This is a genomic window from Streptomyces sp. NPDC030893, from assembly GCF_055571535.1.
The window spans coordinates 447,073-460,494 of record NZ_JBVIFC010000001.1; the positions used below are offsets into that span (position 1 = coordinate 447,073).

The 13,422-nt window shown below is 70.3% G+C and carries 10 protein-coding genes; all 10 read left to right on the plus strand.

Annotated features, from left to right (window positions below):
• Positions 1 to 575 precede the first annotated feature (575 nt).
• The 10 genes from folC to ACZ434_RS02040 all read left to right on the plus strand — a co-directional run bounded on the left by folC (position 576) and on the right by ACZ434_RS02040 (position 13,317).
• Entirely contained in the window at positions 576 to 2,075 is a 1,500-nt protein-coding gene (folC, locus tag ACZ434_RS01995; protein ID WP_468450763.1) for a bifunctional tetrahydrofolate synthase/dihydrofolate synthase, read from the plus strand.
• 6 nt (positions 2,076 to 2,081) lie between these two features.
• Positions 2,082 to 2,432, plus strand: a complete 351-nt coding sequence (locus tag ACZ434_RS02000; RefSeq protein WP_468450765.1) for a DUF4233 domain-containing protein — start codon at positions 2,082 to 2,084, stop codon at positions 2,430 to 2,432.
• 65 nt (positions 2,433 to 2,497) lie between these two features.
• On the plus strand, positions 2,498 to 2,911 hold the full coding sequence (gene ndk, locus ACZ434_RS02005; protein ID WP_468450767.1) for a nucleoside-diphosphate kinase: 414 nt from the start codon (positions 2,498 to 2,500) through the stop codon (positions 2,909 to 2,911).
• 303 nt (positions 2,912 to 3,214) lie between these two features.
• Positions 3,215 to 4,234, plus strand: coding sequence for a rod shape-determining protein (locus ACZ434_RS02010; RefSeq protein ID WP_024887540.1), 1,020 nt, complete (start codon positions 3,215 to 3,217; stop codon positions 4,232 to 4,234).
• A 172-nt stretch (positions 4,235 to 4,406) separates the two neighbouring features.
• Positions 4,407 to 5,348 carry a rod shape-determining protein MreC gene (gene mreC, locus ACZ434_RS02015; protein WP_468450770.1) on the plus strand — a complete coding sequence of 314 codons (942 nt, stop codon included), beginning with the start codon at positions 4,407 to 4,409 and terminating at the stop codon, positions 5,346 to 5,348.
• A gap of 13 nt (positions 5,349 to 5,361) precedes the next feature.
• Positions 5,362 to 6,030: a rod shape-determining protein MreD gene (gene mreD / locus ACZ434_RS02020; RefSeq protein WP_468450771.1), complete on the plus strand. Its 669-nt coding sequence runs from the start codon at positions 5,362 to 5,364 to the stop codon at positions 6,028 to 6,030.
• A gap of 114 nt (positions 6,031 to 6,144) precedes the next feature.
• Entirely contained in the window at positions 6,145 to 8,466 is a 2,322-nt protein-coding gene (mrdA, locus tag ACZ434_RS02025; RefSeq protein WP_468450773.1) for a penicillin-binding protein 2, read from the plus strand.
• A complete protein-coding gene (rodA, locus tag ACZ434_RS02030) occupies positions 8,463 to 9,665 on the plus strand; it encodes a rod shape-determining protein RodA (protein ID WP_468450775.1) in 1,203 nt (400 codons plus the stop codon). Before mrdA ends, rodA begins: the two co-directional genes overlap by 4 nt.
• 81 nt (positions 9,666 to 9,746) lie before the next feature.
• Complete coding sequence (locus tag ACZ434_RS02035; protein ID WP_468450777.1) at positions 9,747 to 11,318, plus strand: CYTH and CHAD domain-containing protein; 1,572 nt, start codon at positions 9,747 to 9,749, stop codon at positions 11,316 to 11,318.
• A 64-nt stretch (positions 11,319 to 11,382) separates the two neighbouring features.
• Positions 11,383 to 13,317, plus strand: coding sequence for a TIGR03960 family B12-binding radical SAM protein (locus tag ACZ434_RS02040; protein WP_468450779.1), 1,935 nt, complete (start codon positions 11,383 to 11,385; stop codon positions 13,315 to 13,317).
• Positions 13,318 to 13,422: the final 105 nt, after the last annotated feature.

A 13,422-nucleotide genomic window follows, 5' to 3' on the forward strand; every position in this document is an offset into this window, starting at 1 on the left:
CGGCGCCCGCCCCGCCGCTGTGGGTGGTTGTGCTGCTGGGGGCTGGCGCCCGCCCCGCCGCTGTGGGTGGTTGTGCTGCTGGGGGCTGGCGCCCGCCCCGCGCTGCGGGCGGTTGTGCTGCTGGGGGCTGGCGCCCGCCCCGCGCTGCGGGCAGCCGTGCCGCTGGGGCCTGCGCCCGCCCCGCCGCGCGGGCGGTTGTGCTGCTTGGGTCGCCCGCTCACCCCGCCGCTGCGGGCAGTCGTGCCGCTGGGGCGGCACGGGTGGGCGCAGCGGCACCCCGCTGGCGCGGGTAAGTGAAACGCCCCACCGAAGGCCCCGGAGCTGTTCAGTTCCGGGGCCTTCGGCCGGCCGGGGGTGGGCCGCGCCGCTCGGCGCTCACGAGGCGCCGCCTGCGCCCACCCGTGCCGCCCCAGCGGCACAGATGCCCGCAGAGGGCGGGGACCGACCGCAGGCCGGCGGAGGTGCTCGCAGGGCAGTGGCGGCCGGCCGCAGGCCAGTGGTGGGGTGAGGCCGCGCCGCAGGCCTGCGGCAGCGGCCCGTCCGGACCGGTGCCGCCGGTACGTAGACTGGGCCCCGTGAGTGAGCTCCCCCCGAATGACAGCGGCTCCTTTGAGGAGATCATCGCCGCCGAGACCGACCGCGACCCCGACCTCGCGGTGATCGAGGCCGGCAGCCGCACCCTGCGCACCCAGGGCGGCAGCCCCCAGGCGGACGTCCCCACCCGCCCCGAGGACCCCGAGGTCGACAAGGCGCTGCGCGAGGTCGAGGCGGAGCTCGCCACCCGCTGGGGCGAGACCAAGCTCGAGCCCTCGGTCAGCCGTATCGCCGCGCTGATGGACGTCCTGGGCGAGCCCCAGCGCTCGTACCCCTCGATCCACATCACCGGCACCAACGGCAAGACCTCCACCGCCCGCATGATCGAGGCCCTGCTCGGCGCCTTCGAGCTGCGCACCGGCCGCTACACCTCCCCGCACGTCCAGTCGATCACCGAGCGGATCAGCCTCGACGGGGCCCCGGTCACCGCCGAGCGGTTCATCGAGACGTACCAGGACATCAAGCCGTACGTCGAGATGGTCGACTCCCGGCAGGAGTACCGGCTGTCCTTCTTCGAGGTGCTCACCGGCATGGCGTACGCGGCCTTCGCCGACGCGCCCGTGGACGTGGCGGTCGTCGAGGTCGGCATGGGCGGCAGCTGGGACGCGACGAACGTGATCGACGGGAGCGTCGCCGTGGTGACGCCCATCGACCTCGACCACACCGACCGGCTCGGCACCACGACCGCGGAGATCGCCACCGAGAAGGCCGGCATCGTCAAGCGCGGCGCCACGGTGATCATGGCGCAGCAGCCGGTGGACGCCGCTCAGGTGCTGCTGAAGAAGGCCGTCGAGGTGGACGCCACGGTGGCCAGGGAGGGCCTGGAGTACGGGGTCGTCGCCCGGCAGGTCGCCGTCGGCGGCCAGCTGGTGACGCTGCGCGGGCTGGGCGGCGAGTACCCCGAGGTGTACCTCCCGCTGCACGGCGCGCACCAGGCGCACAACGCGGCCGTGGCGCTCGCCGCCGTGGAGGCGTTCTTCGGTGTGGGCGCCGAGCGCCCCGATCCGCTCGACATCGACACGGTGCGCAAGGCGTTCGCCGCCGTCGCCTCCCCGGGCCGGCTCGAAGTCGTACGGCGGTCGCCGACCGTCGTCCTGGACGCCGCGCACAACCCGGCGGGCGCGCGTGCGGCGGCCGAGGCGATCGGGGAGGCGTTCCAGTTCAGCCGGCTCATCGGCGTGGTGGGCGCGAGCGGCGACAAGAACGTGCGCGGCTTGCTGGAGGCGTTCGAGCCGGTCTTCGCCGAGGTCGTCGTCACCCGCAACTCCAGCCACCGCGCGATGGACGCCGACGAGTTGGCCGCGGTCGCCGTCGAGGTGTTCGGCGAGGACCGCGTCCAGGTCGAGCCGCGGCTGCCGGACGCGCTGGAGGCCGCGATCACGCTGGCCGAGGAGGAGGGCGAGTTCGCGGGCGGCGGTGTGCTCGTCACCGGTTCCGTCATCACCGTCGGCGAGGCCCGACTGCTCCTGGGGAGGGGCTGAGTTCCCGTGCGTACGCTCTGCGCTTCGACGCTGATCGGCGAGGTCTTCATCATCGGTTTCGCCGGGCTGGTCGCGATGAAGGACCCGGACCTGTCCACCGGCACGGTGTGGACGGTCTGCGGCATCGCGATGTTCCTGTGCGTGGCCCTGTGCGGGGTGATCACCCGGCCCGGCGGGGTGGCGCTCGGCTGGGCGCTGCAGATCGCCCTGATCGCCTCCGGTGTGTTCGTCCCGATGATGTTCTTCATGGGCGCGGTCTTCGCGCTGCTGTGGTGGGCGTCGGTGCACTTCGGGCGAAAGGTGGACGAAGCGAAGGCGCGTTTCGCCGCGCAGGGGGAGCAGCCTGACGCTGCGTGACAGATGATCCGACACGCCCGGTAATGTCGTGTCCCCGCACCACTTCACGCACAAGGAGTTCCGCCGTGACCCAGCGCACCCTCGTCCTCCTCAAGCCCGACGCCGTCCGTCGTGGCCTGACCGGCGAGATCATCAGCCGCATCGAGCGCAAGGCCGGCTGGCAGATCACCGCGCTGGAGCTGCGCTCCCTGGACCAGGACACCCTGGAGCAGCACTACGGCGAGCACAAGGGCAAGCCGTTCTACGAGCCCCTGATGGAGTTCATGGCCTCCGGCCCGGCCGTGGCCATGATCGTCGAGGGTGAGCGGGTCATCGAGGGCGTGCGCAGGCTGGCGGGTCCCACGGACCCGATCGCCGCCGAGCCGGGTTCGATCCGGGGCGACTTCGGTGTGATCGTCCGGGAGAACCTGATCCACGCCTCCGACTCCGAGGAGTCCGCCGAGCGCGAGGTGAAGATCTTCTTCCCGGGCCGGGCGTAGCCTCCGCATAACGATCACGTAGCGGCCGTATACAGCGCGTTTGCCGCCTGTCGAATGGTCTGGGGGCTTTGCCCCCGGACCATTTTTGGCATATGCGCGGCGTTCGGGGGAACGGATGCCCCCGATGGCCCGTCTCCACAAGCAGGGCGACCCGCCATCTGATGACAATGGCGAAGACCCTCGCACAGTGTTCGCGAAGGCGCGTCTACCATGGAAGCCTTCACGTCACCGCACCCACCTCGCCGACCTGAAAAGCCCTCAAAAGCTCGTGGGAAGGCCAGACGAATCCTGATGGGGAACTCAATGTCGTTCATCGGCCGTGACATGGCTGTCGACCTCGGGACCGCCAACACGCTGGTGTACGTCAGGGGTCGCGGGATCGTACTCAACGAGCCGTCCGTGGTCGCGATCAACACCAACACCGGCGGCATCCTCGCGGTCGGTGCCGAAGCGAAGAAGATGATCGGGCGCACGCCCGGCAACATCGTTGCCGTGCGTCCGCTGAAGGACGGCGTCATCGCCGACTTCGAGATCACCGAGCGGATGCTCCGCTACTTCATCCTGAAGATCCACAAGCGGCGCTATCTGGCTCGTCCGCGGGTCGTCGTCTGTGTGCCCTCGGGCATCACCGGCGTCGAGCGCCGTGCCGTCATCGAGGCGTCGTCGCAGGCCGGCGCCCGCCAGGTGCACATCATCGAGGAGCCCATGGCCGCCGCCATCGGCTCCGGGCTGCCGGTCCACGAGGCCACCGGCAACATGGTGGTGGACATCGGCGGCGGCACCACGGAGGTCGCGGTCATCTCCCTCGGCGGCATCGTCACCGCACAGTCCATCCGCGTCGCGGGCGACGAACTGGACAACGCGATCATCCAGCACATCAAGAAGGAGTACTCCCTCCTGCTGGGTGAGCGCTCGGCCGAACAGATCAAGATCACGATCGGCTCGGCGTACGACCTCGACACCGACGAGCACACCGAGATCCGCGGCCGGGACCTGGTCTCCGGACTGCCGAAGACCGTCGTCATCTCCGCGGCCGAAGTGCGCAAGGCGATCGAGGAGCCCGTCAACGCCATCGTGGACGCGGTCAAGACGACCCTGGACAAGTGCCCGCCGGAGCTGTCCGGCGACATCATGGACCGGGGCATCGTCCTGACCGGCGGCGGCGCCCTGCTGCGCGGCCTCGACGAGCGGCTGCGCCGGGAGACCGGCATGCCGATCCACATCGCCGAGGACCCGCTGGACAGCGTGGCGCTCGGCTCCGGCAAGTGCGTCGAGGAGTTCGAGGCGCTCCAGCAGGTGCTGGACGCCCAGCCCCGCAGATGACCCAGCCCTTCGATTCCGCCGTACGGGACGTTCCCCTCTCGTGCGGCGGATCGCTGGTATAGAGGCGTGAGCCCGCCCGAACCGGCTCGAAAACCGTCGAACATACCGTCAGACATCTGAACAAGACGACTCCGCATACCCGTTCTCGACGAGGAAGGCACGGCCGCCGCACGTGAGGGACACGAAAGAGAGCCGGCTGCTCCTGGTGCTGCTGATCGCCATCGCGTTCGCGCTGATCACGGTGGACATCCGCGGCGGGGAGGATTCACCGGTCGACGGTGCCCGGCAGGCCGCGGCGACCGTCTTCGGCCCGATCGAGAACGGCGTGTCCAGCGCGGTCGACCCGATCGGCAACGCGGTCACCGCCGTCCGCGAATCCGGCGACCGGCACGACCGGCTCGCCGAACTCGAACAGGAGAACGCGGCCCTCAAGGCCGAACTCGGCAGCGACGACCGCGACCGCAGCCGCCTCGCCCAGCTCGACAAGCTGCTGAGCGTCTCCGGCAAGGGCCGGTACGGCATCAAGGGCGCCCAGGTCATCGCCATAGGAGCGGCCCAGGGCTTCTCCTGGACGATCACCATCGACGCCGGAGCCAACGACGGCATCGAGCGCGACATGACCGTCCTCAACGGCGACGGACTCGTCGGCCGCGTCACCACCGTCGGCCCGAACACCGCCACCGTGCTGCTCGCCAGCGACCCCGACTTCACCGTCGGCACCCGCATGGAGAGCACCGACGAACTGGGCTTCGCCTCCGGCCAGGGCGACCGCCCGCTGCGCGTCGAACTGCTCAACGGCAAGGCCGAGATCAAGAAGGGCGACCGCCTGGTCACCTTCGGCTCCCAGGCCGACAAGCCGTTCGTGCCCGGCGTCCCCGTCGGCGTCGTCTCCCGCGTCGACCCCTCCGGCGGCGACCTCACCCGCACCCTCTACGTCACGCCGTACGTCAGTTTCAGCAAGCTCGACGTGGTGGGCGTCGTCGTCCAGGCCCCCGAGAAGGACCCGCGCGACACGGTGCTGCCCAAGAAGCCCGAGCCCACCCCCACGCCGACCGTGACGGTGACCGTCACCCCCTCCGCCCCTGCCGACGGCCTGAACCAGCAAGAGCAGTAGGAGCTGTCACCCCATGCGCGTCAACCGGATCCTGCTCTCCAGTTCGCTGATCGTCGTCGCCCTGGTGATCCAGGTGAGCGTCCTCGCCCGCCTCCACCTCCCGGGCGCCGTCCCCGACCTGCTGCTGCTCACCGTCCTCGGCCTCGCCCTGGTCTACGGCCACGTCGGCGGCGCCCTCGTCGGCTTCGGCGCCGGCCTCCTCGCCGACCTCGCCCCGCCCGCCGACCACGCCGCCGGCCGCTACGCCCTGGTGCTGTGCGTCATCGGCTACCTCGCCGGACTCGTCAAACCCGAGAGCGGCAAGGTGAAGTCGGCCACCGGCCCCATGGTCGTGGTGGTCGCCGCCGCGGTCGGCTCCACCCTGCTCTACGCCGGCGTCGGCGCCCTCGTCGGCGACACCGCCGCCCGCCACGTCGGCCTCAGCGGGCTGCTGTTCACCGCCGCCCTGTACGACCTGCTGCTCGCGCCGTTCGTCGTCCCCGGCGTCATGGCCCTGGCCCGGCGCGCCGAGAACGATCCGCTCGCCGAGACCGCTTCCGCGGGCTCCGGCGACATCTCCTCCGGCTGGCTCTCCGGCGGCACCGGACTGCGCATCGGCGGCCAGCGCGGCGGACTGAAGGTCAAGGCGGCCCGGGCCCGGGCCGCCCGCGCCGGACGCATCAAGGGGGTCAAGCGCCTGTGACCTCCCGAAACTTCACCCCGACGAGTGAACGACGGGGGAACGCCGGCCGGCCGACCGGCCGTTCATCACTCGTACGCACACACGCCCACACGCTCTGAGAGAGGAGGAAACCGCGTGACCAACATCCCCGAGACCGGCCGCAGCCCGCGGGTCCAGATCCGGCTCGTCGTCATCCAGGTCCTCGTCATCTCCCTCCTCGGCACCCTCGGCGGGCGCCTGTGGTACCTCCAGATCCGCGAGGGCGACCAGTACGCCAAGGAAGCCTCCGGCAACCACGTCCAGCAGGTCGTCCAGCCCGCGGTCCGCGGCTCCATCCTGGACGCCCGCGGAGTGGCCCTCGCGGACAACGAGACCCGGCTGGTCGTCTCCGCCTCCCGCACCGACCTGATGAAGATGAAGGACGACGGCAAGGCGGTCCTCACCAAACTCGCCGCCGTCCTCGGCATGAAGCCCGAGGAAGTCGAGCAGAAGGTCCGGCTGTGCAACGCCGAGACCCCCCAGCCCTGCTGGAACGGCTCGCCGTACCAGCCCATCCCCATCACCGACGAGGCCACCCCCAAACAGGCCCTGCAGATCCGCGAACGCGCCGAGGACTTCCCCGGCATCACCGCCGAACCGCAGGCCCTGCGCCGCTACACCAGCCCCGGCAAGGCCAACACCGCCCAGGTCCTCGGCTACCTCTCGCCCGTCACCGACGAGGAGATCCAGAAGGCGCAGGACACCAGCTCCCCCTACCTGCGCTCCGACATGGTCGGCCGCTCCGGACTGGAACGCCAGTACGACAAGCAGCTGCGCGGCAAGGCCGGCGTCACCCGCTACGAGGTCGACAAGCTCGGCCGCGTCCTCGGCCAGGCCGAGTCCGACCCCGCCCAGCCCGGCGCCAACCTCGTCACCAGCATCGACTCCCGCGTCCAGCGCATCGCCGAGTACGAGCTCAACGAGGCGATGAAGGAAGCCCGCAAACAGCACGACCGCAACACCAACCGCAACTACGAGGCCGACTCCGGCGCCGTCGTCGTCATGGAGGCCAAGACCGGCCGCGTCGTCGCGATGGCCTCCAACCCCACCTACGACCCCAACGCCTGGGTCGGCGGCATCTCCGCCAAGGACTACGCCGCCCTCACCGGCAAGGACTCCAACTACCCGCTCCTCAACCGCGCCATCCAGGGCCAGTCCGCACCCGGCTCCATCTTCAAGGTCATCCCGACGGCCGCCGCGATCAACGCCGGCTACTCCTTCGAAGGCCCCTACGAGTGCTCCAGCTCGTACTCCATCGGCGGCCAGGTCTTCAAGAACTTCGAGTCCCAGAGCTTCGGCGGCATCAGCCTCGGCCGCGCCCTGGAGGTCTCCTGCGACACCGTCTTCTACCGGCTCTCCCACGAGGAGTGGAAGCGCGACGGCGGCAACAAGCCCAAGAAGAAGACCAACGACTGGTTCTACAAGACCGCCCACCAGTTCGGCCTCGGCGAGGAAACCGGCATCGACCTGCCCAACGAGGTCACCGGCCGCGTCCCCGACCGCCAGTGGAAGAAGGACTACTGGCAGGCCAACAAGGACGCCTGGTGCAAGTACGGGAAGAAGGACGGCAGCTACGCCGAGAAGATCGCCTACGAGAACTGCCTCGAAGGCAACCGGCTGCGCGCGGGTGACTCCGTCAACTACTCCATCGGCCAGGGCGACACCCTCGTCACCCCCATCCAGATGGCCACCATCTACGCGGCCCTCTCCAACGGCGGCACCCTCTACCAGCCCACCGTCGGCAAGGCCGTCATCAGCCCCGACGGCAAGACGGTCAAGGAGATCGAGCCCGAGTCGTACGGCGAGCTGCCGATGACGAAGAAGACCCTCGACCAGATAGACGAAGCCCTCGAAGGAGTCGCCACCCGCGGTACGGCCGCGTGGCGATTCGGGGGCTGGCCACAGGACGAGATCCCGATGCACGCCAAGACCGGTACCGCGGAGGTCCACGGCAAGCAGACCACCTCCTGGTTCGCCACGTACACCAAGGACTACTCGATCGTCATGACGATCTCCCAGGGTGGTACCGGCTCCGGCGCCTCGGGCCCCGCCGTGCGCAACATCTACAACGCCCTCTACGGCGTCTCCGAGGACGGCGAGATCGACACCAGGAAGGCGCTGCTGGCGACACCGCAGAAGACCCTCCCCAAGGTCCGCACCGACGGCACCATCCAGTCCCCCAAGATCTCCAAGGACCCCGCGAAGGACCGGGCCACCCCCTCGCCCGACGCCAGGGCCACCGCCCCGCAGGACGACCCCGCCGACCCCCAGCAGGCCGGCACGGTCCCCTCACCCGAGAACACCAACCGCGACACCCGCCGCCGCGAACGACGGCGGGGCGGCGGCGGACCACACCCCGGCGACGGCCCACCCCGCCGCCGCGCCCGCCGGACCGGAACACGGAGGACGGCGTCATGACCGGCGGCGTCAACAGCTTCCAGGTCTCCGGATACGGACCCGAGCGGGCCGGCTGGACCCGGGTCTTCGCCCGCGACTCCCTGGCCCGCCGCATGGACTGGCCGATACTGCTCTCGGCGATCGCCCTGTCCCTGCTGGGCTCCCTCCTGGTCTACTCGGCCACCCGCAACCGCACCGAACTCAACCAGGGCGACCCCTACTACTTCCTCGTCCGGCACTGGCTGAACACCGGCATCGGACTCGCCCTGATGATCGGCGCCATCTGGCTCGGCCACCGCGCCCTGCGCACCGCCGTGCCGCTGCTGTACGGAGCCTCGGTCTTCCTGATCCTGCTGGTGCTCACCCCACTGGGCTCCACGATCAACGGCGCCCACTCCTGGATCAAACTCCCCGGCGGCTTCTCCCTCCAGCCGTCCGAGTTCGTGAAGGTCACGATCATCCTCGGCATGGCGATGCTGCTCGCCGCCAGGGTCGACGCCGGGGACAAGCCCTACCCGGACCACCGCACCGTCCTCCAGGCCCTCGGGCTCGCCATCGTCCCCATGCTGATCGTGATGCTCATGCCCGACCTCGGGTCGGTCATGGTCATGGTCGTCATCGTGCTCGGCGTCCTGCTCGCCTCCGGCGCCTCCAACCGCTGGATCTTCGGCCTGATGAGCGCCGGAGCGATCGGCGCCGTCACCGTCTGGCAGCTCGGCATCCTCGACGAGTACCAGATCAACCGCTTCGCCGCCTTCGCCAACCCCGAACTCGACCCCGCCGGCGTCGGCTACAACACCAACCAGGCCCGCATCGCCATCGGCTCCGGCGGACTCACCGGCTCCGGCCTCTTCAACGGCTCCCAGACCACCGGCCAGTTCGTCCCCGAGCAGCAGACCGACTTCGTCTTCACCGTCGCCGGTGAGGAACTCGGCTTCGTCGGCGGCGCACTCATCATCGGCCTGCTCGGCATCATCCTCTGGCGCGCCTGCCGCATCGCCCGCGACACCACCGACCTCTACGGCACCATCGTCGCCGCCGGAATCGTCGCCTGGTTCGGCTTCCAGTCCTTCGAGAACATCGGCATGACCCTCGGCATCATGCCCGTCACCGGCCTGCCCCTGCCCTTCGTCTCCTACGGCGGCTCCTCCATGTTCGCCGTATGGCTGGCCGTCGGCCTGCTGCAGTCGATCAAGATGCAACGGCCCATGTCCGCGTAGCCGCTCCGGCACCTCGCCCACGCCTCACCGGTGCGGAGCGGCCCACTGCCGCTCCGCACCCATGGCGACTAGATTCGATCCATGGCGGACACCAAGCGCGAGATCGAGCGGAAATACGAGTCCGACACCGGCGAGCTGCCCGACCTGACCCGCGTCCCCGGCGTCGCATCCGTCGTCGACCAGGGCGTCACCCACCTCGACGCCACCTACCACGACACCGCCGGCCAACGCCTCGCCGCGTCCGCCGTCACCCTGCGCCGGCGCACCGGCGGCTCCGACGCCGGCTGGCACCTGAAATTCCCCGTCGCCCTCGGCGTACGCGACGAGATCCGCGCCCCCCTCTCCGACACCCTCCCGGACGAACTCGCCGCCCTCGTCCGCTCCCGCGTCCGCGACCACCCCCTGCTGCCCGTCGTCCGGCTCCGCTCCGACCGCGACGTACGCCACCTCCTCGACACCGGCGGACACCTGCTCGCCGAGGTCAGCGTCGACACCGTGCACGCCGAGCGCCTCACCGCGGACGGCGGCACCGCCCGGTGGACCGAGATCGAGGTCGAACTGGCCGACGACGGCGACCCCGCCTTCCTCGACCGGGTCGAAAAGCGCCTGCGCAAGGCCGGCGCACGCCCCGCGGGGTCGACCTCCAAACTGGCCAGGGCCCTGGCCGACACGGCACCCGGCAACGCCACCACCCCGGCGACGGCACCCACCCCCGCCACGGCACCGGAAGCGGCCCCGAAGCAGAAGCGGCGCTCACGGACCGCCGGCGAACCCGTCACCGCCGGCGACCACGTCCTCGCCTACGTCCGCGCCCAGCGCGACGCCCTCGTCGAGCTCGACCCCGCCGTACGCCAGGACCTCCCCGACTCCCTGCACAGCATGCGCGTCGCCACCCGCCGCCTGCGCAGCACCTTCCGCACCTTCCGCACCGTCCTCGACCGGGAGACGACCGACCCCGCCGCCACCGACCTCAAGTGGCTGGCCGGCGAGCTCGGCCTGGACCGCGACCAGGAAGTCCTCGCCGAACGCCTCGGCACGGCCCTCGCCGACCTGCCCCACGCCCTCGTCTCCGGCCCCGTCGCCGACCGCCTCACCACCTGGGCCGAGGCCCGCCACGCGGGAGCCCACGGCCACCTCACCGGCATCCTCGACTCCCGCCGCTACCTCACCCTCCTCGACACCCTGGACGCCCTGCTTGACAACCCGCCCCTGCGCAGGAAGGCCGAGGCCGCACCGGAGAAGACCCTCACCAAGGCCGTCCGCAAGGACCTCGGCAAACTCGCCGGTCTCGTCACCCACGCCCTCGCCCTCCCGCCCGGCACCGACCGCGACGTCGCCCTGCACGAGGCCCGCAAGAAGACCAAACGCACCCGCTACGCCGCCGAGGCCGCCGCCCCCGCCCTCGGCACACCCGCGAAGGAACTCGTCAAGGCCATGAAGTCGCTCCAGGGCCTGCTCGGGGACCACCAGGACAGCGTCATGGCCCGCCGGACCCTGCGGGAACTCGCCGCCGTCGCCCACGCGGCAGGGGAGAACGCCTTCACCTACGGCGTCCTCCACGCCCGCGAGGAACGCCGCGCGGAGCTCGCCGAGGCCGCCCTCCCCGAAGCCTGGGCGTCGATCACCGAGGACCTTCGGCCCTGGACAACGTAGGGAGTACCCCTCCGGCCGCGTTACGCTGAATGGTCACCCCACTCAGCACACAGAGGTTCGCGAGATGCCTGCCGAAGCCGCCGAGTCTGTGTTCCCGCAGCTCGAAGCTCTCCTCCCGCATGTGCAGAAGCCGATCCAGTACGTCGGCGGAGAGCTCAACTCCACGGTCAAGCCGTGGGACAGCTGCGACGTCCGCTGGGCGCTCATGTACCCGGACGCGTACGAGGTCGGACTGCCCAACCAGGGCGTCATGATCCTCTACGAGGTCCTCAACGAACAGGACGGCGTCCTCGCCGAGCGCACCTACAGCGTCTGGCCGGACCTGGAGGCGCTGATGCGGGAGCACCACGTCCCGCAGTTCACCGTCGACAGCCACCGCCCGGTGAAGAACTTCGACGTGTTCGGCCTGAGCTTCTCCACCGAGCTCGGCTACACCAACATGCTCACCGCCCTGGACCTCTCCGGCATCCCCCTGGAGGCCAAGGACCGCACCCTCGACGACCCGATCGTCATGGCCGGCGGCCACGCGGCCTTCAACCCGGAGCCGATCGCCGACTTCATCGACTGCGCCGTCATCGGCGACGGCGAGCAGGCCGTCCTCGAGGTCACGCGGATCATCCGGGCCTGGAAGGAGGAGGGCCGCCCCGGCGGCCGCGAGGAACTCCTCTTCCGCCTGGCGCGGACCGGCGGGGTCTACGTCCCCGGCTTCTACGACGTCGAGTATCTCCCCGACGGCCGTATCGCCCGCGTCGTACCGAACAAGTCGGGCGTCCCGTGGCGTGTCTCCAAGCACACGGTCATGGACCTCGACGAGTGGCCCTACCCCAAGCAGCCCCTCGTCCCGCTCGCCGAGACGGTCCACGAGCGCATGTCCGTGGAGATCTTCCGCGGCTGCACCCGCGGCTGCCGCTTCTGCCAGGCCGGCATGATCACCCGCCCGGTGCGCGAGCGCTCGATCACCGGTATCGGCGAGATGGTCGACAAGGGCCTGAAGGCCACGGGCTTCGAGGAGGTGGGCCTGCTCTCCCTGTCGTCCGCCGACCACTCGGAGATCGGTGACATCGCCAAGGGCCTGGCCGACCGCTACGAGGAGGACAAGATCGGCCTCTCCCTCCCCTCCACCCGCGTCGACGCCTTCAACATCGACCTGGCCAACGAGCTGACCCGCAACGGCCGCCGCTCGGGCCTCACCTTCGCCCCCGAGGGCGGCTCGGAGCGCATCCGCAAGGTCATCAACAAGATGGTCTCCGAGGACGACCTGATCAGGACCGTCGCGACGGCCTACGGCAACGGCTGGCGCCAGGTCAAGCTGTACTTCATGTGCGGCCTGCCCACCGAGACCGACGACGACGTCCTCCAGATCGCCGACATGGCCACCCGGGTGATCGCCAAGGGCCGCGAGGTCTCCGGCTCCAACGACATCCGCTGCACGGTCTCCATCGGCGGCTTCGTCCCCAAGCCGCACACCCCCTTCCAGTGGGCGCCGCAGCTCTCCGCCGAGCAGACCGACGAGCGCCTCGGCAAGCTCCGCGACAAGATCCGCGGCGACAAGAAGTACGGCCGCTCCATCGGCTTCCGCTACCACGACGGCAAGCCCGGCATCGTCGAGGGCCTGCTCTCCCGCGGTGACCGCCGCATCGGCGCGGTCATCCGCGCGGTCTACGAGGACGGCGGCCGCTTCGACGGCTGGCGCGAGCACTTCTCCTACGACCGCTGGATGAACTGCGCGGACAAGGCGCTGGCGCCCTTCGGCGTCGACGTCGACTGGTACACCACCCGCGAGCGCTCCTACGAGGAGGTCCTCCCCTGGGACCACCTCGACTCCGGCCTCGACAAGGACTGGCTCTGGGAGGACTGGCAGGACGCCCTCGACGAGACGGAGGTCGAGGACTGCCGCTGGACCCCGTGCTTCGACTGCGGGGTGTGTCCTCAGATGGACACAAGTATTCAAATCGGACCTACGGGCAAGAAGTTGCTGCCCCTGACGGTCAAGAAGTAGGAGTGTTTCCGGGCCGCCGTGGCCCGCTGTGCACCGCTTGTGCCGTACGACGAAGAAGAACGGCCCCGCCATCCGGCTGGGGCCGTTCTTCTTTGCCGGGTGAGA